A 19,067-nucleotide genomic window follows, 5' to 3' on the forward strand; every position below is an offset into this window, starting at 1 on the left:
CTCCTGCCGTCCCGAGCCGATACCAAAAGAATCAGCACATGAGCTATAATCCGCTGACTGATCCCAATGTCGCACATCCAGATATGGACGAGGCGTCGATCCGGCTTCTGATCCGCACCTTTTATTCCAAGGCGCGTGAAGACGATCTGATCGGCCCGATTTTCGCGGCGACTGTGACGGACTGGGATGAGCACATCGAGAAGATCTCGGATTTCTGCTCTCCAGTCGCGCGGGCGCACTAAGACCGCCCGTCCGTTTCGTGCATCGTATTCCCAGTTTCATATGGGCAGCCGGGACCGGCGCTTCTGTCAGGACGGCGATTCATGGATGGCATGTTATAACGTACCGTTCATGAGGGCGGGAATGTAGCTCAGCCTCTCGTGTGAAGGAGCATTTGGCTGGAAAATTCGGCGAGATGATGCCCGTCCGGTGGATGGCGGGACGGAAAGACGCCGCCGGACGCCGCCCTTGAAAGCGCGACCGGCCATTCGCCGTCGGCTGGTGAGGCTTGCCCCGACAGCGCCGTCCTTTGCCCGGACAAGCTTCGGCATAAGTCGGGCCGGCGCTGTGCGGCATGAGCTTGTTTCCCTTACGAAAACAAGGAGTAGCGCAAATTCCGGTGGAACCGCCAACTTCATATTGATACATTATATCGTTGCATCTATGGTGCCTCGCAAAGTGAATGAGACCGTGCTTCGTGACCAACCGTGATCCCTTCCTGTCGTCACTGATTGCGCAGACCGCGCTCCACCGGCTCCTCGGCGTTTCGGGGGTCCTGGTGGTTTTGTGGCTCGCCATCGGCTGGGCGGTCTCGCTGCCATGAGCCTGCCCGGCATCCATTTCAAGGACGTCACGGTCGCCTATGATCGTCACCCCGCCGTCCATCATGTCTCGGGCACCTTCGAGCCCGGCAGCCTGACGGCGATCGCGGGCCCCAACGGCGCGGGCAAGTCGACGCTGCTGAAGGCCCTGATGGGGGAACTGTCCGAGGCCGAGGGCACGATCGACCGCGGCGGGCTCGCGCCGGGCGATTTCGGCTATCTGCCGCAGGCGGCCGAGATCGACCGGCAGTTCCCCCTGAGCGTCGCCGACACCGTCATGCTGGGCGCCTGGCGCCGGACCGGTGCGTTCGGCGGGGCGACGCAGGCCGTGGCGCACAGGGCGCGTCAGGCCCTGTCCGCCGTCGGGCTCGACGGTTTCGAGCGCCGCCATATCGGCTCGCTGTCGGCCGGCCAGTTCCAGCGCGTGCTCTTCGCGCGGCTCCTGCTTCAGGACGCCAGGATCATCGTGCTGGACGAGCCCTTCACCGCCATCGACGCGCGCACGACGCGCGACCTCCTGGAGATCGTGCGGCGCTGGCACGGCGACGGACGTACGGTGATCGCGGTCCTGCATGATTTCGAGCAGGTGCGCGCGCATTTTCCCACCACGCTGCTGCTGGCGCGCGAAACCATTGCCTGGGGACCGACGGAAACCGCGCTGTCACCGTGCAACCTCCTCAAGGCGCGGGCCATGGCGGAAGGCTGGGACGAGACCGCCGAGGAATGCACGCCCGCCAGCCGGGGGGCGGCATGACGCTCTACGGATTGCTCGTCGCGCCCTTCGCCGATTACGGCTTCATGCGCCGTGCGCTTGTCGCTTCGGTCGCGCTCGGTCTCGGTTCCGGTCCGGTCGGCGTGCTTCTGATGCTCCGCCGCATGAGCCTGGTCGGCGACGCCATGAGCCACGCGGTGCTGCCGGGAGCAGCGATCGGCTTCCTGATCTCGGGCGGGCTGTCCCTGCCGGCCATGGGGCTGGGCGGGCTGGTGGCCGGGCTCAGCGTCGCGCTGCTGTCCGGGCTCGTCAGCCGCACCACCTCGCTGAAGGAGGATGCGAGTTTCGCCAGCTTCTATCTGGCGTCGCTCGCGCTCGGCGTCCTCATCGTGTCCCTGCGCGGCTCGAACATCGATCTCCTGCATGTGCTGTTCGGCACGATCCTGGCGATCGACGCCGAGGCGCTTTATCTGGTCGGCGCCATCGCCTCGCTGACGCTCGTCATCCTGGCGCTGGTCTATCGCCCGCTCGTCGCCGAATGTTTCGATCCCGGCTTCCTGCGCGCGGTCGGCGGGCGCGGACCGCTCTATCACCTCCTGTTCCTGTTCCTGGTGGTCATCAATCTGGTCGCCGGCTTTCAGGCGCTGGGAACCCTGATGGCGGTCGGCATGATGATGCTGCCGGCGGCGATCGCCCAGCTCTGGGCTCGCACGCTCCCGGTCATGGTCCTGATCGCGGCATCGACGGCCGCCCTGTCGGGCTTCGTCGGACTGCTCGCCTCCTATCACCTGCGGTTCGCATCCGGTCCCACCATCATCCTGATCGCCAGCCTCATCTACGGCGTCTCGCTGCTTATCGCGCCGGCCGGAGCGCTGCGCCGGTTCATCCCGCGCTCGCATCTGACAGGCTAAATCCCGAGGAGATACTCCCATGAATGCAAGACGGCTCTTTCTGGCGCTTGTCGGCTCGACCGCGCTTACCTTCGGATCGGCCGCGGCCGCATCCGCCAAGACGATCGACGTCGTCGCCAGCTTCACGGTGCTGGCCGATGTCGTGAAGAATGTCGGTGGCGACCATGTGAACGTGAAAAGCCTGGTGCCGCCCGACGGCGATCCCCATGAGTTCGAGCCTTCGCCCGACGACGCGAAAGCCGTCGGAGCCGCGGCCGTGACCTTCCTCAGCGGCGAAGGCCTGGAGAACTGGTTCCAGCGCCTCGCCAAGGCGTCCGGCACGAAGGCCAAGCCGGTGGTGGTGTCGAGCGGCATCAAGACCCACACCTTCGAAGAGGATGGCAAGAAGGTCACCGATCCGCATGTGTGGAACAGCATCCCCAACGTCCTGATCTGGGTCGGCAATATCGAGAAAGCGCTGGCCAAGGCCGATCCGGCCGATGCCGCCGCCTTCAAGGCGAATGCCGAGAGCTACACCAAGGAGCTCAAGGATCTGAACGCGTCGATCCATGCCAAGATCGACGGCGTTCCCAGGGACAAGCGCAAGGTCCTCACCAGCCACGACGCCTTCGGCTATTACGGCAAGGAATATGGCGTGACCTTCCTGTCGCCGCTCGGCGTCTCGACCGAGACCGAGGCCTCGGCGGCCGATGTCGCCGAGCTGATCGACCAGATCAAGAAGGAGGACATCAAGGTCTACTTCTTCGAGAATTCCAACGATCCGCGGCTGATCAAGCAGATCGCCGACGCGACCGGCGCCACGGCGGGCGGCGAGCTCTATCCCGAGGCGCTGTCGCCCGCGGATGGCCCTGCCTCCACCTATCTGAAGCTGATGCAGTACAACACGGATCAGATCGTCAACGCGATCTCCAAGTGAACTTGCTCCAAGTGAGCCGACGCCGGGAGCGGTCCATGCGGCCGCTCCCGCCCACGGCACCTTTGGCCGGCACCACGCCGAGTCGTCTGCTCTCCGGGGGCGGCGGCTCTCCACCGGGGCCGCATCACACGCGTCCGGCGGCGACGCAGGCCGCACAGCGCCCTTCGATCTCGACCACCCGTCGATCCACCTGGAAGCCGAGGCCGGCGGCCGCCTGATCGAACAGGCCCTCCAGTATCGGATTCTCGATCTCGGTGGACGTGCCGCAGCTTCTGCAGATGAAGAAGATGCAGGTATGGGCATGGTCCGGATGGGCACAGGGAACGAAGGCGTTTCGGCTCTCGATGCGCGTCAGCAGCTTCTGTTCGAGCAGAAAATCGAGGACGCGATAGACGGTAGGAGGCGAGATGCGCCGGCCGAGCACCTCTTCCAGCCGCTCGATGATGTCATAGGCACCCAGCGGCTGCTGCGCTTCGACGAGCAGCTGCAGGATGGCCCGGCGCAGCGAGGTGAACTGGATTCCCCGCGCCCGGCAGATCGCTTCCGCCGCCGTCAAGGCATCCGCCACGGCCGCCTTCTTCGGACGCCTGCCAGAGGGTGGCGAAACGGCTTTGGCGGTTGGGGGCATCCCGGTTCTCCTGCAGTCGCCACGACGCGATGAGGCCCCTAGGTAATGCAACAGGTTGCTTCCGCCAACAGTGAACCGACTCCATAGTTGTGGGGAAGAAAACGTCCCGGTGAGACAGCGCGGGACGAACTCACGGGCCAAGCAGTGAGCCCGCTCCGCGGCAGCCCCTTGATGAACAGCCGCATCGGTCCACTACGGCAGATGACGTATTTACCCCTCCGCCGCAAAGCCTCTAGCGTCGCAACGTTATAACATAGCTTTCTGGAGGTGATGTCGTGGCCAGCACAGGCAGTGTCAGCGCGTGGGAAGAAGCGCTTCTCGTCGCCATGATCCAATACCCGGTTCCCGTCGTAAGCGGGCCGGCGGATATCCAGGTTCAGGTCAAGCAGATCTGCAAGGCGGTCGACACGACCAAGGCCGGATATCCCGATCTCGACCTGATCGTCTTTCCGGAATACTCGACGCAGGGGCTGAACACGGCGATCTGGAGCTATGACGAGATGCTCCTCACGGTCGACTCCCCCGAAATCGGCGCCTTTAAGGAAGCCTGCAAGCGCAACAAGGTGTGGGGCGTCTTCTCGCTGATGGAGCGCAACGACGACCCGTCGCTGCCCCCCTTCAACACCGCGATCATCATCAACGCCGATGGCGAGCTCGCCCTCCACTACCGCAAGCTGCAGCCCTGGGTGCCGATCGAGCCGTGGTTCCCCGGCAATTACGGCATGCCGGTCTGCAACGGGCCGAAGGGCTCCAGGCTCGCCGTCTGCATCTGCCATGACGGCATGTTCCCGGAACTGGCGCGCGAGGCGGCCTATAAGGGCGCCAACGTCTATATCCGCATCTCCGGCTATTCCACGCAGGTCAACGACCAGTGGATCTGGACCAACCGGACCAATGCCTGGCAGAACCTGATGTACACGATCTCCGTCAACCTCGCGGGCTATGACGGTGTCTTCTACTATTTCGGCGAGGGCACGGTCTGCAATTATGACGGCAACGTCATCCAGCAGGGCCACCGCAATCCTTGGGAAATCGTCACCGCGGAGCTCTTCCCCCGCCTCGTCGACAAGGCGCGGGAGAACTGGGCGCTGGAGAACAACATCTTCAATGTCGGCTGCCGCGGCTATGTCGGCAAGCCGGGCGGCGAAACCGCCAACTATCTGACCTGGGTTCAGGACCTCGCCGAGGGCAATTACAAGCTACCCTGGGACGACAAGGTACGAATCCGCGACGGCTGGAAATACTACCCCGACGGCGTGAAGCTCGGCCCGATGCCCAAGCCGCTCGCTGCCGAATAGCCGGCATTCCCCGCCGGCCAAGACCGGACGCCCGGGGCCATGGGCATGCGCTTCGGGCGTCCGGCAATCACAATATGCGGGTAGCCGATATTGCGCCCTACGTTGCGCGGCCAGCTTGTATTAGCCTGGATTGAGCGGGGCTTCGCATTGCATATGCTCTGGTAAGCCGTGGACTTGATCGAGCACGAAATCGAGTGGACGGCCGACGGCAGGCCTGTGCGCATCGGGTTTGCGCGGTTCGGATCGGGACCGAACCTGCTCCTGCTGCCCGCTCTCAGCTCGATCTCGACGCGCGCGGAGATGCGCCCACTCCAGGAAGGGCTTGGCGGTTCATTCTCGACGGTCGCGATCGACTGGCCGGGTTTCGGAGACCGGCCGCGCCCGAACATTGACTGGCGTCCCGAACTCTATCGGAGCTTTCTGGATTTCGTGGTGACCGAGGTCGTCGCCCCCGACGTCACCGTGGCCGCGGGACACGGTGCGGGCTACGTTCTCGCCGCAGCCGCAGATGACCCTTCCGCCATCATCGGGACATGAAGCTCCTAGCGATCGGCGCCGTGCTGGAACGGGTGGGTCTGGCCGGCTGGATCGAACCGAAAGATGAGATGGATGACGGTCCCGGCATGCAGCCTCCGCTGTCAGAACGGCGGGAGCTCTATGCGCATTAGGGATAAGGGAGCTACGGATACGGTCCAACTCGGAGTGGCGCCGCCTGTGGAGATGACTTTTCCCAATCTGGGAAAACACCTTGTTCCCGATTCGGGAATTCGCTATAAGCTCCTATGCAGATCATCGCTCGCCGGACTCTCAAGCTCTTCTGGGAGCGCTATCCGCAAGCTGAGACGCCACTCGTGCTCTGGTATGCCCGCGTGGCGAAGGCCGCGTGGGCCGGCCCTCAGGACGTGAAAGCGACCTTCGGGACTACCGTGGATTTCATAGGGGACAACCGCCTGATCTTCGATGTCGGTGGCAACAAGTTCCGCCTCATCGTCCACGTCGCCTATCCATTCCGTCGGGTGTTGATCAAGTTCGTGGGTACTCACGCTGAATATGACGCCATAGATCCGGAGACCGTTTGATGGACATTCGACCGATCAAGACCGACGCGGACTATGAGTGGGCGTTGGCCGAGGTGACTCGCTATTTCGAGCAACAGCCTGAACCGGGCTCGACGGAAGGGGACCGCTTCGACGTGCTCTCGGACCTTATCGCAGCGTATGAGGAGCGGCACTTTCCGCTGCCAGATGCCGATCCTGTCGAAGCGCTGCGCGCTTTCCTTGAAGCGACCGGGCGAACGCAGCAGGATCTTGCGGTGTTGTTCGGCTCCGCACCGCGCGCATCGGAAGTCCTGCGCCGCAAGCGAGCCCTGACTGTCGATATGATCGGCAAGTTGAGCAAGGAGTGGGGTATTCCGGCGGATGTCCTGGTGCGGCCTTACAGGCTGGCGGCGTAAAACGTCTCCAAGAAAGGTTTCATCGCGCCGCGGGATGGTGCTGGTAAGATCAAGCTCGATTGCGAAGGCGGACCGATCAGAGGGGACATTGAGATCCACAGTGTCCGCCTTTCAGGACATTACTCGGTCAAGGTGATGTCCTCCCGATCACACGCGTTAGTCCTGTATCAAGGACGTCGCGAGTGCGCGCAGGACCAGATCCGACAGTGCTGCCTCAAGAACCCGGAAATGATCATTCAGAGCGATCACAGCCGCCCCCATTTTTCCGTCGGCTAGCGCTGAGGTCAGGACGGCGAGGGAGGCATGTAGCGGCACGGTCAGATCGGATGATCGATAGGCGCAGCGGCGAACATGATGGGTCCGCTCGCACAGATCGGCCACGTTGCGCTCGATCACATCGCTGCCCGTCCATCGGCTCATGGCGATGAACAAGGCTTCGGCCCGGTGGGCCAGCGCAACGGCCGTCCTTGGGTCGCAGGGGGGCAAGGGTGGAGGTCCCAGGTCGGGCAAGGGTCGCAATGATGCCAGAGGAGGGGCCTTGTCGAGGCTGTGACGCAGGAGGAGCTGCAGAAGGTCATGGATTTCCTTCATCTCGCGCAGGCGCAGTTCGCGGGCGAAAAATCCTCGCGCGGGGACAGCAGCAATATGACCTTCGGCATGCAGGCGGATCAGCGCCTCGCGCACAGGCGTATTGCTGACCTTCATCTGGTCCGACAGTTCGACGACGGCCAGATGCTGGCCAGGACGGAACCTGTAGAGCAGCGCCCGTGTTTTCAGGGCACGGTAGACCTGGTGCCGCCGGTCCCCGCCGAGACATCCTGATGGCCGTGATCCCAAGCAGAAACGGTCCCCGTCACTTTTCATCCTCGCGTCTACGGCTCCCTGCTTCAAATAAGCTTCAGGTCGCGGGGATAGGGCGTGAGATAGTCGAAACCGTCCTCGGTCACGACGATGGAGTCGCCGATGCGTCCGCCGCCCTTGCCGGGCACTGTAATGCCGCCATCGATGGCCAAGGTCATGCCGGCCTGTAGCTCGCGTGTCTCGCCGCGCTTGAGTTCCGGCGCCTCCAGCAGGGACATGCCGACCGAGCGGCCGGTGCGATAGCTCGGCGAGAAGCCGGCCGCCGCATACGCCTCTTCTGCTGCGGCATTGACTGCCTCGCAGCGTACGCCGGGGCGGATCGTGGCCAGCGCCGCGCGCTGGGCGGCCAGAGCGGCTTCCTGGATGCGCGCCTGCTCATCGGTCACGGTTCCTACATAAAATTGGCGATCAAAGCCGAGCTTGTAGTTGCGGAAACTCACCATGCCGCAGAAGCACAGATAGACAGGATCGCCAGACTCCAGCCGGCGCACGCCGGCGCGCCGATGGACCATGCAGGTGTCCGTGCCTGACTGCAGGATCTGCAGATTGTGGATCAGTGGCGAGACGTAGCGGTCCCTGGGATCGCTCAGCAGGGAGGCGGCCCGGCGCGAGCCGGCCTGCATGGCGGCAAGCGCGATCTCATATTCGGGCACGCCGGGACCAATTGCGTCCGCGGCAGCATCCATCATCGCACCGGCCACTTCGCCGGCCTGGCGCATGATGGCGATCTCGTCTGGCGACTTGATCATGCGCTGCTCGGTGATCAGCGGCGCGATATCCGTCAGGATGCGACCAGGAAGTTGCTCCCTGATCTCGGCGGCGACCACGTTCGGCAGCCGGGCTGTTTCGACCCCGACCGGCGCAGCCGTCGTAGGGTTGGTGATGAGGCCAATAAGCACGTCCCGCCATTCCCGGCCACCATCGGTCCAGGGGCGGATGTCCCCGACCCAGCTCATGGCCGCGCACATGTCTGATTCCATCAACGGCGTGAGGATCACCGGAGCAAGATCGGGCCTGACGATCATCAGCGTCGGCCGCCCGAACTCCATGCCGAGATAGTTCCAGTAGCCCCCGTAATAGGCGATCGAGTCCGGATCACTCAGAACGGCCAGCTCGATGCCGGCGCTCTCGAGGGACAGAGAGAGAAGACGCATGCGCATCTCAAAAGGGCTTGTCATTTGATAACCTGTATGCAGCTATGAAGTGCCTCACGATAGTGAGGCTAGAAAGGCATTGTCAATAATGGAAAATATGACAGTGTCAGCCGGAACTTTTCGATAGCTGCATACATCACGGAGGCAATCATGCGTGAGATCAAGAGCGATGCGGGTCGCCATCACCGGGCGAAGATCGGGTTCGTGCTGTTGGCGATGGAACAGACCATCGAAGACGACATGTTCATTCTCCGCCCAGGGGGCGTGGGCATTCACTTCACGCGGGCCCCCATGGCGAACCGTGTCAGCGTCGGCACGCTGGCGGCCATGGCCTCGGGCATTGGCGATGCTGCCAGCCTGCTCCTGCCGGAGGAGGCGCTCGATGTTGTCTGTTACGCCTGCACATCGGGCAGCGTCGTCATCGGCGAGGAGCGGGTGTTTGCAGAGTTGATCCGGGGCAAGCCGAACGCCCGGGCCACCTCATTGATCACCTCGGTCATCCGGGCTCTGGAGGCGCTGAAGGTTCGCCGAATCGCTATCGCCACGCCCTATCTTGCCGAGGTCGATGCGATCGAGCGCAGCTATATGGCGGAACGCGGCTTCGAGATCGTTCACATGCAGGGATTGGGCATCGAGAAGGACGCCGATATGGTGAGGGTGGCGCCGGAAGCCATTTTGGAATTTGCCCTCAGCGTCGATCGCACTGAGGCCGAGGCCCTCTTCATCAGCTGTGGCGCCCTAAGGTCTCTCGACATTATCGAGGAACTCGAGCGCCGGATCGGCAAACCGGTCGTGACCAGCAATCAGGCGATGATGTGGGACTGCCTGCGTCTTGCCGGGATCGCGGACCAGCGGGATGATTATGGCATTCTGCTTCGGGAGCATTGAGTGAGCGAAAGCGCGACAAGCGAAAACTCAAGGACACGAGCCCCGCGCGGCCAGGTGACGGACATCTACCGGACCTTGCGCGACCGGATCTGTCTGCTGCGTTACCCGCCCGGCATGCTGCTTGGCGAGCACGAACTCGCCGAAGAATTCACGGTCAGTCGCACGCCTGTGCGCCAGGCGCTGCAGCGGCTGGAATATGACGGGCTCACTGAGACCCGCAACGGTGTGGGAACGATGGTGACCGGCGTCGATCCAAACGTCTTCCGCGATATTTATGCTTTCCGGCTGCGCCTGAGCGAAATGATGGGCGAGTTCCCCGCGGAAGACGAGGCACCGCACGCCCTCTCGACCATCCTGCTACTTCAGGACCGGTTGGTGGCCTTGAGAGGCCAGCGGGACATGGAGGCGTTCTGGCAGCTCAACCATGAACTTCATCATGCTACGAACCGGCTCATCGCCAATCTGGCTTTGCGCGAGACCCATGAACGCTATTACTTCCAGGCCTCGCGCATCTGGTACAGCGTGATCGAGGCGTTCTTTGAGGAACAGCTCGCCGATCTGGCCAGCGAACTCAACGAAATCGTGGGTGCGCTGCGCGCCGGCGACATCAGGGCGGTTGGCTATATCCAGCGCAACCATATTGCCTTTGGCCTTCATCGTGTCGCGAGCGCACACGCTGCTGTTTGATGCTGCAAACCCAGCCCGCACGGTCCGGGTCCCGGGTAGGCCAGATGTCGTTACATATTATAGTTGATAAACTCGGCACGACGGAATTGCGAACGGTTTGCGCATGGATATGCGCAAGCTGGTCGGACGAAATTTCGCCCGCCTGCGTCAGGCAAAGGACCTGACGCAGGAACAGGTTGCCGAGCGCTCGGGGCTGAGCCAGCAGTATCTCAGTGGTCTCGAACGTGGCCGACGCAATCCGACGATCATCACGCTTTATGAGCTGGCACGCGCTCTCGATGTCAGCCATGTCGAGCTGGTTCTTCCGCCGGACGAGAAGTGAGGGTTGCCGGTGTGACCCCGGCCGTGAGGCCGGGGCCCTGATCCAGGCGAGGTCTTAGTCGCGCCGGCGCCCGTTGGGGCGAGACCAGATGAGGGAGAAGGTCTCTCCGTCATCGTCATCGAAGAGGTTGGCGTAGATGGGGGTGTTGAAGCTCGGATCGTCGAGCTTGAGGCCCAAATAGTCGCGGCCCTCGGTGGAGCGCTTGGACCAGGCGGCCCCGATCTCGGCGCCGCCGACCAAGACCCGGTGGCTCGGGGCGTTCTCGCCGGTGGCGCGGGTGTCGGGGAGGATGCGCACGCCCCGGGCCTGCACGCCGAGGGTGACGATGTCGCCGGTGAACTCGTTGGTGCCGGTCTTCTTGAAGGTGCCGATGGTGGCCATGTTCTGTCTCCGTCCTGTCTTCTGAGCCCGCACCATTGCGGCCTCGATGGCGATCGAAAGGCCGGAGGCGAGTGACGCCACATCGCCTCGGGGTCCCCGTCGCGCTGGCGCGATGGGGTGAGGATTGCGACCGCAGCGCAGCGGAGGACGGCGCAGGCGCGACTTTGTTGCTTCGCGAGGAATGACGGCGATCCGGGGTCCCCGCGCAGTGCGCGGGGTAGGCGTCGGCAGGGGAAGAAAGTCGAGACGCGCCGTTGTGGCATAGGCGCTCGAGGCGCAGCCGTCCTTCGGCCAGATCAGGCCATTGAAGAGGCCGTTTGGAGCGGGCACGGGCGGATGGATGAGGGAGATGGTTTGCCTTCGCGCCGGATATAGAGACCCGACCGGCCAGCATCGGCGGGCGATACCCTGAGCTTGGCCAAGCTGCGCATCCCCCGTTCCGCCAATGTCGCGCATGCTCTGCCCCGTGGGGCCTTTCGACTGCGCCACGGCCGCCGTTCACCGCGCGCGCCAACCCTGCCGTACAGCATGGCGAAACGGACGCTTTAGACTTCCGCTCCCTTCCGGCCCAGCCGGTTGAAGCGGACGCTAAGTCATTCGTCGTCTGGTGCAGCCGAGCGGACGTCGCGGTGTCAGGGAGCAGAGCTGTGCCCGTCAGAAGGGCCGAACGCCTTCCTTTCGGTGATGCGCACGAAGGCAACAATGCCAACGGCGGCGGCTCCGAGGATCGAAAACACCATCTGCCACGTCTGTGAGGGCATGGTGTGCTTCACGATGCCATGGGTGGCGTGGAAGCCTGCCGCCACGGCCGGGACGACGAACACGGAGGCGATGAGCAGACGCGCCCAGATCGGACGGACGGTGGCGAGCAGGAACCGGCCCAGACCGAAGGTCAGGGCTGCGGCAGCAAAGCCGACAAGGATAGCGCCGAGCCATCCGGCGCCGGTGCCATAGGCCCAAGTGCACGCTGTGATGCCCGCAAACAGCGACAACGCGAATACCGCCAGCGTGAACAGCAGCCAGCAGAGGAACCCTATTGTCGCCATGCTGAGGAGAATGCCGATGAAGATCATGGGGGCGGCTCCATAAAATGAGACCGATGCGCCTCACCACCCCGATGCACCTGCAGGATTGGCGTTGGCGTCAGAGCACGAGCGTACGCCGTCTCCGCTGTTCATGGCCGCCCGCTCGCCTCTCAGGAGGCGAAGGGGTCGATTTCGCGGACGATGGCGGCTTCGTCGCCGTCATATTCGGCCGCCGGGGTGACGGAGAGCGTGCCGTCGCCGGCGCGGAAGATGACGACGGTGGCCATCAGGGTCGTGGCGAGGCTGAAGGCGATGGCGTGCGGCAGCGACATCGAACGGCAGGACGCGGTCAGCGAACAGCTCCATCACCCCGTCCAGGGCTTCGGTGAGCCGGTCCTTGCGCTTGCCCGCGGGCAGGGCACCGATGCCGTACAACAGTTCGGCGATGGTGACGCTGGAGAGGTAGAGCGTCTCGGCCGCCTGCTCGTCGAGCCACGCCCGCACGGTGTCGTCGGGCGCGGGCTTCATCGCCTCCGAGATGACATTGGTGTCGAGAAGGATCATTCGAAGCTCATGGGCTCGGCAGGTGTCCTGTCGCGTGCCGGGCTGAGCGCGTCGATGTCCTCATTGGTGAGGCCGAGGCGGCGGCTGCGCTCCGCCAGCACCGTGCCGAGCCGGAGGCGCGTGTCAGGGCGAACGGCGGTCTCCAGGATGTCGCGCATCTCGGCTTCGGTGCTGCGGCCATGCTGTGCCGCGCGCACCTTGAGGGCGCGGTGCGTCGCCTCGGAGAGATTCCGGATTGTCACTGCGGGCATGATGGCGCCTCCCAGCATATCTGATAGCGTTGATAGCAAAATAGAGAATTCGCCATCACATTCAAAATGGCGGGTGTGGCGGCGCTTATGCGCCACCAGTTCCGAACCGATAGACCGGGATGCCCATCTTGCGGGCCTTGTCGGCCAGATTGTCCTGAATGCCTGTTCCGGGGAAGATCACGACCCCGATCGGCACCACGTTCAGCATCTGGTCGTTGCGCTTGAAGGGAGCGGCCTTGGCGTGCTTCGTCCAGTCGGGTTTGAAGGCCACCTGCGGCACCTTGCGGCTGGCGGCCCAGAGGGACGCGATCTTTTCGGCGCCCTTGGGCGAGCCGCCATGCAGCAGCACCATGTCCGGGTGCTTGGCGTGGATCTGATCGAGCTTGGCCCAGATCTGCCTGTGATCGGCGGTGTCGCCGCCCGAGAAGGCGATCTTCGGTCCAGCGGGCACAAGCACCTCGTTATCGGCGCGCCGTCGGGCGGCGAGGAAATCCCGGCTGTCGATCAGTGACGCGGTGAGATGGCGATGGTTGACCCGTGATCCGGCGCGTGGCGTCCATGGCGAGCCGGTGGCGATGCGGTAGCGGTCGGCGGCGGCCTCGCGGAAGGATTCCATGCCGTCGCGCCGGCCGATCAGGTTCATGCCGATGTCGATCAGGCGCTCGAGCTCCAGTGACTTCACCTCCGAGCCGTCCTGTTCGCGCTGAACCTGCTTCTGGGCTTGCTCGTTGTCGTCGAGCTTCTGTTCGATCCGGTCCACGGCGCGGTGGAACATGTTGACGGTCGACCAGAGGAGATCGGGCAACTCGGCATCGAGGCTGGTGTCGGTGATCGTGGCGACCAGGGCGTCGAAGATGTCGGCGATGCCGCCTTCGATGAGGCGATCCTCCGGTGGTGGGCGTTGGTCGCGCTCGTCCTCGGAAGGCCGATGGCCGTGGAGCTGCAATTGCTGGATCAGGTGGTCGGTCGGGGATGAGGCGTGGTGTGCCTCGTGGTCGACATGCGCGCTCATGGGATGCCCCAATGGTGTGGACCGCGACCTTCGCGGCCTTCATGGCGACGCAGCCGTCGGGCGGGACGGACCTGCACCCGGAGCGCGGGCATGGTCCCCGAAAGTGGGAACCGGTTTCGGGACAAGACCATGCCGGAAAAGCGCACAGAGCCGAAGCGCAGCGGAGGATGGCGACAAGCCGGCGATTTTGCTTCGCGATGGAAAGCGGCCTGAAGGTCGCGCCGGAAAATCGTTGGCAGCAGCCATTGCCGATCCGGCCCGGCTGATGGCCGATCGCCCTCTCGAAGGCGCAAGGCGCGGTCCTTTTCCGTGGGCTGACGCATCCTTGCGGGTATGGCAGCCGCGTCTCGCGGTTCAGCCCGTTCCGGCTATTGGGGCAGGCTCATGAAGCGCAAGACGTCTTCCGGGGCGAGTTGCAACCGAACGCACGCCCGGAGCGCGTCCATACCCAGCCGCTGGAGATCCTCGTTAAAGTCCCCGAAGCCGGGCGATAGGCAAATAGCCTCGATGCCCTCGACGTTCGCCCGTTCGATCAGCGCGTCCCGCGCGGCGTCGCCTGCCGGATCCTTGTCGCTGACGATATAGAGCCGCCTCAGGGCAGGCGGGAACAGGATGACGGCCAGATGTGCGGCGGAGAGCGCCGGCATAATCGGCATGTTGGGCAGGACCTGCCGGATCGACAGCATGGTCTCGATGCCTTCGCCCGCTGCCATCACGTTGTCGGGCACACCGATGCGAACGGTAGACCCAAGCAGATCACCCATCGCCTTGCGCGGCGTGTTGACCGGAGCCTTATCCGAGCCGTCGGGCGCAAGCCAGGTGCGGTGTGCGCCGGTGATCCTGCCGGTGAGATCGGTGACGGCGGCGACCATGGCGGGCCAGGTCTCGGTCGGGCTGTCATCGGGCTTGTAGTAGCAGCGTGGATGAAAGCGCAGGTTTCCGGTTCCGTGCAGAAGCGTAATGCCGCGTCGGCGCAGATACGTCTCTGCGAGGGTCCCGGCGATGGGCTGCGACATGGCGAACAACCGGCGAGCCGCTTCAACCGATCCTGATGGAGCCGGCAGGACACGGCGAGGAGGTGATGTGGATTCCAGTTCGGGATGCGGAAGGCTGAGAAAGGCCCGCGCTTCGTCGGCAACGTTAGGGAAGTCGTTGAGGCCCAATGATCCGCGGATGATGTCGAGAAGATCGCCACGTTCGTCGGTGGCGGCATCGGTCCATTTGCCCGCCGGGCCCTTCGCGGATGCCTGGAGCCGGACAAAGAGCGAGCGGCCGGGCGTGTTTCTGATATCGCCGACCAGCCAGTAACGGCCCTCCCGGCGCCCATTGGAGAGATAGTGACGGCAGACGGCCTCGGCCCGATCTGCGAGCCGGCGCGACAGATCTTGAGCAGTCCCGGACATGGCGAACTTTCCAAAAACAAAGGCCCGCCGACAGAGCCGGCGGGCCGAGGTTCAGGGTCGTGTTGAGGGTTACTCTGCCGCCACGGCAGGGGGGATGTCCGTGCTGTCCTCAGTATCCTCAAGGCTTTCGTCTTCGCCCATGGCCGTTGTGCCGTCCTGCGCCGCCGTCTCTTCGCCAACGGCGGGTTCGGCTCCGCGCAGCAATTCCGGCAGCCAGCCGGTCTCAGTGAGCAGCGTTTCGGCCTCGCGGGCCATGTCGCCCTTCTTCAGGTGCGCGATGCGCTCTGCCGCACGCGGCCCATTGGCCTCGCTCACCGCCTGCAGAATGCGGGCCTTGGTCACGCGCCCAAGGAAATTGTCCACGGTCGGCTTCCACCCGGCGGCCGCCATGTCGAGCTCGACGGCACTTGCGAGTTGATCCGCGTGGTGCAGCGCGCGCGGGCACCGATTCCAGGCCTCATGAACAGCATTCACAGACAGGCTCACGACATGGGCGAACAGGCCGGAGCGGCTGTCGCTGTCCCAGTCCCGCAGAGCCTCCCAGAGATCAGCCGACTCCTTCGGCAAGACATTGGCCCAGCCTTCATGCCGGGCGTGGATCGCCGCGGCCGAGGCGCTGTCGTTCAGCCCCGGCGCCGGGGCGCTGAAAGCCACGCTCTTCAGGTCGAGTTCGAGGCAGCTATCCGAGCCGTAGCGGTAGAAGCTCTTCAGCGTCAGGGCATGAAGGGCGGCGAGGAAGGCGACGTCCGGCCGCTCGCCCAACGCCTGGCGCAGGCCGAGCGTGCGATGCGAGGTCAACTCGGTCATCAGCCGGTCCGAGAGCGCAGACAGCCCTTCGTCCTCCTCGGGCTCGGGCATCGGCGCATCTGCCATGACGGTCTCGCCGGTACGCATGGCCGCAGTTGCGGCAAGGCGCGGCCCGGCGTCCTCCGCCTCGGCTTCGGGCTCCACCGGCAGTTCGTCCTCGGGCCGGACATAACCGCGCTCAATGCGCACCGCGCCATCATGGGCGATGCTGACGAAGGCGCCGGCGCGCGCCATCTCCGCCGGATCGAAGGTGATCGGACGCGCCTCGAAGGCTTCGATCGCCGTCTCGATCTCGCCGAGGCGCGCGTCGACCTCCTCCGGCAGATCATCCGCCTCGGCGTATTCCGCGGACAGGCGATCATATTCTGCCTGCAGGGCGTCGTGGCCGGCTTCCTCTTCGGCGGTGAGCGGGATGGTCTCGCCGCGCAGCTGGCGCAGGCCGTAGGTGTGGCCATAGGCGAAGTCGGGGGCCATCTCGACCCACTTCCACCCCTCAGTGGCGACAGCGTCGGCCTCGGCCTTGAGCTTCCCGGCTACCAGCCGGTCGACGAGCGCGACATCCTGCAGCCAGCCGCCATCGTCGCCCTGGAACAGGTCGCGCAGGACCGTGCCGCCGGCCTCGACATAGGCCTCAAGGCCGATGAACTGGGCGCGCTTGTCACAGGCGCGGACAGCACCTTCGGTCAGCATGCGGCGGATGGCATAGGGCTGCTTGTCATAGGAGGCCTTCAGCCGCTCGAAGACCTGCTCCTGGCGCGCATGGTCGCCGGAGACGGTGAAGGCCATGAGCTGGTCGAGCGTCATGCCGTCCTCGGCATAGACCTCCAGCAGCACCGGCGAGACCGAGGCGAGCTTCAGGCGCTGCTTCACCACGCCGACGGAGACGAAAAAGGCGGCCGCGATCTCTTCTTCCGACTGGCCCTTCTCGCGCAGCGCTAGAAAGGCGCGGAACTGGTCGAGCGGATGCAGCGGCGCGCGCTGGACATTCTCGGCGAGCGAATCCTCCTCGGCGATACCGCCTTCGCGGATGACGCAGGGCACCGGCGCGGTCCTGGCGAGGCGTTTCTGCTTCACCAGCAATTCCAGCGCCCGATAACGCCGCCCGCCGGCCGGAATCTCGAACATGCCGGTCTCGACACCGGCGCCATCGACAATGGGCCGGACGCTCAGGCCCTGCAGCAGGCCGCGGCGAGCGATGTCCTCGGCCAGTTCCTCGATCGAGACGCCGGCCTTGATGCGCCGGACGTTCGACTGGCTGAGCAGGAGCTTGTTGAAGGGGATGTCACGCGAGGGCGAGAGCGTGATCTTCTGAACATTGGTCGCCATGGAAGGCACCTCCGCGACGAGCGGCCGGGAGCCACTCTCTCGGCCTCCAACCCGTCACGAAGCTCAGCGCCGCCCTCTCACTCTGGAGGGCGACGCCGCAGAACCGCAGATCTGCAAAAGCGCAAAGCAGGAGACACGGATCTCCGCATCCCCGGCTTTCCGGAAGTCAGGCGGCTCGATCGTGCAGCTTCTTGGCCCGCCCCTCGAGGTCGAGCCGCGCATCCTGGTGCGGCTTGTCGCGTGCGAGCGCGGTGATGCCCTGCACGAAGTCGAAGATGCTCTCGGGCTTGCGCCCTTCCTCGGCTAGAACCGTATCGATGATTTTGGCGGTCTCCGCCCTGGAGAAGCCCCGGTTGCGCAGGAAGTCGCGGCGGTCTTCGTCGGTGCGCGCGACGATCTTCTCGCGTGCCGCCTTGATGCCGTTGACGAAGGGCATGGGCGAAGAATTGGCGAAGCGGGTCAGGGCCGGAGCCGCCTCATGAGCAAAGCGCGGGGCCGCGTATTTGGAGTGGCGGATGGTGATCTCCTGGAAGTCCTCGACACCCCAGAGATTGCGGTTCTGGCACACGGCACGCAGATAGAAACTCGCTATGCCGAGCGTCTTGGCACCAACCTCCGAGTTCCAGCAATAGAAGCCCCGGAAATAGAGGTCCGGCGAGCCGTCGGGCAAACGCCCGGCCTCGATCGGGTTCAGATCGTCGACGAGGAAAAGGAACACATCACGGTCGGAGGCGTAGAGCGTCGTCGTATCCTTGGTGATGTCGACACGCGGATTGTAGATACCCGTCGACCAGTCGAGCACGCCCGGCACCTTCCAGCGCGTGTCGCCGGTGCCGTTGCCGGCGATACGCTGCACCGCCTCGACCAGCTCGTGATCATAGATCCGGCCATAGTCCGGCCCGGTGACGGCGCGCAACTCGACGCGGCCATTGGCAGTTTCGAACGTCCTGATCTGCTCGGCACGGTGTGAGGTCAGGCCATATTGGAGATTGATACCGGCAAGTGCCGCGGGAAGCTGGCGCAGATAGGCCGCCGGCGCCCCGATCTGGGCCGCGAGCTGGCCGAAGGACCAATGGTTCGGCTCGACGGGGGCATCAGCTCCGGGCAGCACCAGCGCCAGCCGCTCGGCATTGGAGCGGCTCGCCTCCACATGGATGTGGGACGTCTCCACCAGGCGCGACCGGCTGTGCTCGGCCCGGCCCCGCACCATCGCGGCCAGCTCGCCGAGGGACAGGAACCGTTCGTCATCCGGCCGGGAGAACCATTCCGACGACACGCGTCCGACCCGCTCGCCGCGCGTGACATCCACCTTGTAGCCGCCACCGGCATCGCGACCGGCATCCAGACCCTGCATGTTCATGGGGACCAACCTCCATGACGGGCGCCGGAAGCCTCTCTCCCAGCCCTCAACCCGTCACGGAAATCCCCTCCGGCCTCTCACTCTTATTGGCACGGTGAGGTACTCAGAGATCCGTTACGTCGAGCGGAGCCTTCCCTTCCGCCGCTTCCTGAACAACCGGTAGATGACGTCATTGGTTGGCGGAGCCGCCTCGCTGACCGCCTGAGCTCGGATGGGCCACAGATCCAGCCGAATCGATGCCTGAGAGCACCCGGCATCCTGGGACTGCAGGGCAGGTGACGCAGAGG

General features: G+C 64.5%; 24 protein-coding genes. 13 read left to right on the plus strand and 11 right to left on the minus strand.

What is annotated here, in order from left to right; all coding sequences use genetic code 11:
* Positions 1 to 38: 38 nt before the first annotated feature.
* The 5 genes from NVS83_RS20415 (at position 39) to NVS83_RS20435 (ending at position 3,360) form a co-directional block, all read left to right on the plus strand.
* A complete protein-coding gene (locus NVS83_RS20415; RefSeq protein ID WP_309486229.1) occupies positions 39 to 242 on the plus strand; it encodes a globin family protein in 204 nt (67 codons plus the stop codon).
* Positions 243 to 697: 455 nt separating this feature from the next.
* Positions 698 to 823: a hypothetical protein gene (locus NVS83_RS20420; protein WP_258740997.1), complete on the plus strand. Its 126-nt coding sequence runs from the start codon at positions 698 to 700 to the stop codon at positions 821 to 823.
* On the plus strand, positions 820 to 1,575 hold the full coding sequence (locus NVS83_RS20425; protein WP_258740998.1) for a metal ABC transporter ATP-binding protein: 756 nt from the start codon (positions 820 to 822) through the stop codon (positions 1,573 to 1,575). Before NVS83_RS20420 ends, NVS83_RS20425 begins: the two co-directional genes overlap by 4 nt.
* Positions 1,572 to 2,444, plus strand: a complete 873-nt coding sequence (locus tag NVS83_RS20430) for a metal ABC transporter permease (RefSeq protein ID WP_258741184.1) — start codon at positions 1,572 to 1,574, stop codon at positions 2,442 to 2,444. The genes NVS83_RS20425 and NVS83_RS20430 overlap by 4 nt, the downstream gene beginning before the upstream one ends.
* Positions 2,445 to 2,463: 19 nt before the next feature.
* Positions 2,464 to 3,360 carry a metal ABC transporter solute-binding protein, Zn/Mn family gene (locus NVS83_RS20435; protein WP_258741000.1) on the plus strand — a complete coding sequence of 299 codons (897 nt, stop codon included), beginning with the start codon at positions 2,464 to 2,466 and terminating at the stop codon, positions 3,358 to 3,360.
* Positions 3,361 to 3,484: 124 nt separating this feature from the next.
* On the opposite strand, the gene NVS83_RS20440 is transcribed toward NVS83_RS20435, so the two are convergent.
* Positions 3,485 to 3,988: a Fur family transcriptional regulator gene (locus tag NVS83_RS20440; RefSeq protein WP_258741001.1), complete on the minus strand. Its 504-nt coding sequence runs from the start codon at positions 3,986 to 3,988 to the stop codon at positions 3,485 to 3,487.
* A 275-nt stretch (positions 3,989 to 4,263) separates the two neighbouring features.
* Here NVS83_RS20440 and NVS83_RS20445 point away from each other — a divergent pair, with 275 nt between their 5' ends.
* The 4 genes from NVS83_RS20445 to NVS83_RS20460 all read left to right on the plus strand — a co-directional run bounded on the left by NVS83_RS20445 (position 4,264) and on the right by NVS83_RS20460 (position 6,739).
* A complete protein-coding gene (locus NVS83_RS20445; RefSeq protein ID WP_258741002.1) occupies positions 4,264 to 5,286 on the plus strand; it encodes a formamidase in 1,023 nt (340 codons plus the stop codon).
* Positions 5,287 to 5,460: 174 nt separating this feature from the next.
* Entirely contained in the window at positions 5,461 to 5,823 is a 363-nt protein-coding gene (locus tag NVS83_RS20450) for an alpha/beta fold hydrolase (RefSeq protein ID WP_258741003.1), read from the plus strand.
* A 245-nt stretch (positions 5,824 to 6,068) separates the two neighbouring features.
* Positions 6,069 to 6,365: a type II toxin-antitoxin system HigB family toxin gene (locus tag NVS83_RS20455; RefSeq protein WP_258741004.1), complete on the plus strand. Its 297-nt coding sequence runs from the start codon at positions 6,069 to 6,071 to the stop codon at positions 6,363 to 6,365.
* Positions 6,362 to 6,739, plus strand: coding sequence for a helix-turn-helix domain-containing protein (locus NVS83_RS20460; RefSeq protein ID WP_258741005.1), 378 nt, complete (start codon positions 6,362 to 6,364; stop codon positions 6,737 to 6,739). The genes NVS83_RS20455 and NVS83_RS20460 overlap by 4 nt, the downstream gene beginning before the upstream one ends.
* 156 nt (positions 6,740 to 6,895) lie before the next feature.
* Here the strand turns inward: NVS83_RS20460 and NVS83_RS20465 are convergent, their stop codons facing one another.
* The gene (locus tag NVS83_RS20465; protein ID WP_258741006.1) at positions 6,896 to 7,603 is read right to left on the minus strand and encodes a GntR family transcriptional regulator; all 708 of its coding nucleotides are present in this window, start codon (positions 7,601 to 7,603) and stop codon (positions 6,896 to 6,898) included.
* A gap of 23 nt (positions 7,604 to 7,626) precedes the next feature.
* Positions 7,627 to 8,778 carry a M24 family metallopeptidase gene (locus NVS83_RS20470; protein WP_258741008.1) on the minus strand — a complete coding sequence of 384 codons (1,152 nt, stop codon included), beginning with the start codon at positions 8,776 to 8,778 and terminating at the stop codon, positions 7,627 to 7,629.
* 126 nt (positions 8,779 to 8,904) lie between these two features.
* Here NVS83_RS20470 and NVS83_RS20475 point away from each other — a divergent pair, with 126 nt between their 5' ends.
* The 3 genes from NVS83_RS20475 to NVS83_RS20485 all read left to right on the plus strand — a co-directional run bounded on the left by NVS83_RS20475 (position 8,905) and on the right by NVS83_RS20485 (position 10,651).
* Entirely contained in the window at positions 8,905 to 9,642 is a 738-nt protein-coding gene (locus NVS83_RS20475; RefSeq protein WP_258741009.1) for a maleate cis-trans isomerase family protein, read from the plus strand.
* Positions 9,643 to 10,329: a GntR family transcriptional regulator gene (locus tag NVS83_RS20480; protein ID WP_258741010.1), complete on the plus strand. Its 687-nt coding sequence runs from the start codon at positions 9,643 to 9,645 to the stop codon at positions 10,327 to 10,329.
* 103 nt (positions 10,330 to 10,432) lie between these two features.
* Entirely contained in the window at positions 10,433 to 10,651 is a 219-nt protein-coding gene (locus NVS83_RS20485) for a helix-turn-helix domain-containing protein (RefSeq protein WP_013167646.1), read from the plus strand.
* A 54-nt stretch (positions 10,652 to 10,705) separates the two neighbouring features.
* Here NVS83_RS20485 and NVS83_RS20490 read toward each other — a convergent pair whose 3' ends face one another.
* From NVS83_RS20490 to NVS83_RS20510, 5 genes are all read right to left on the minus strand, one after another.
* On the minus strand, positions 10,706 to 11,032 hold the full coding sequence (locus NVS83_RS20490; protein ID WP_258741011.1) for a DUF736 domain-containing protein: 327 nt from the start codon (positions 11,030 to 11,032) through the stop codon (positions 10,706 to 10,708).
* A 632-nt stretch (positions 11,033 to 11,664) separates the two neighbouring features.
* The gene (locus NVS83_RS20495) at positions 11,665 to 12,105 is read right to left on the minus strand and encodes a DUF4407 domain-containing protein (RefSeq protein WP_258741012.1); all 441 of its coding nucleotides are present in this window, start codon (positions 12,103 to 12,105) and stop codon (positions 11,665 to 11,667) included.
* 171 nt (positions 12,106 to 12,276) lie between these two features.
* A complete protein-coding gene (locus NVS83_RS20500; protein WP_309486230.1) occupies positions 12,277 to 12,621 on the minus strand; it encodes a PIN domain-containing protein in 345 nt (114 codons plus the stop codon).
* The gene (locus tag NVS83_RS20505; protein WP_012172361.1) at positions 12,618 to 12,872 is read right to left on the minus strand and encodes a FitA-like ribbon-helix-helix domain-containing protein; all 255 of its coding nucleotides are present in this window, start codon (positions 12,870 to 12,872) and stop codon (positions 12,618 to 12,620) included. The genes NVS83_RS20500 and NVS83_RS20505 overlap by 4 nt, the downstream gene beginning before the upstream one ends.
* A gap of 85 nt (positions 12,873 to 12,957) precedes the next feature.
* Positions 12,958 to 13,884: a DUF2493 domain-containing protein gene (locus NVS83_RS20510; RefSeq protein WP_258741015.1), complete on the minus strand. Its 927-nt coding sequence runs from the start codon at positions 13,882 to 13,884 to the stop codon at positions 12,958 to 12,960.
* Positions 13,885 to 13,895: 11 nt separating this feature from the next.
* On the opposite strand from NVS83_RS20510, the gene NVS83_RS20515 reads away from it, so the two are divergent.
* A complete protein-coding gene (locus NVS83_RS20515; protein WP_258741016.1) occupies positions 13,896 to 14,150 on the plus strand; it encodes a hypothetical protein in 255 nt (84 codons plus the stop codon).
* A 102-nt stretch (positions 14,151 to 14,252) separates the two neighbouring features.
* Here the strand turns inward: NVS83_RS20515 and NVS83_RS20520 are convergent, their stop codons facing one another.
* The 3 genes from NVS83_RS20520 to NVS83_RS20530 all read right to left on the minus strand — a co-directional run bounded on the left by NVS83_RS20520 (position 14,253) and on the right by NVS83_RS20530 (position 18,780).
* On the minus strand, positions 14,253 to 15,287 hold the full coding sequence (locus tag NVS83_RS20520) for a DUF7146 domain-containing protein (RefSeq protein ID WP_258741018.1): 1,035 nt from the start codon (positions 15,285 to 15,287) through the stop codon (positions 14,253 to 14,255).
* Positions 15,288 to 15,356: 69 nt separating this feature from the next.
* On the minus strand, positions 15,357 to 17,420 hold the full coding sequence (locus NVS83_RS20525; protein WP_258741019.1) for a ParB/RepB/Spo0J family partition protein: 2,064 nt from the start codon (positions 17,418 to 17,420) through the stop codon (positions 15,357 to 15,359).
* 166 nt (positions 17,421 to 17,586) lie between these two features.
* Positions 17,587 to 18,780, minus strand: a complete 1,194-nt coding sequence (locus NVS83_RS20530) for a CinA family protein (RefSeq protein WP_258741020.1) — start codon at positions 18,778 to 18,780, stop codon at positions 17,587 to 17,589.
* Positions 18,781 to 19,067 lie beyond the last annotated feature (287 nt).

Source organism: Ancylobacter mangrovi, from assembly GCF_024752335.1.
GTDB classification, from domain to species: domain Bacteria; phylum Pseudomonadota; class Alphaproteobacteria; order Rhizobiales; family Xanthobacteraceae; genus Ancylobacter; species Ancylobacter mangrovi.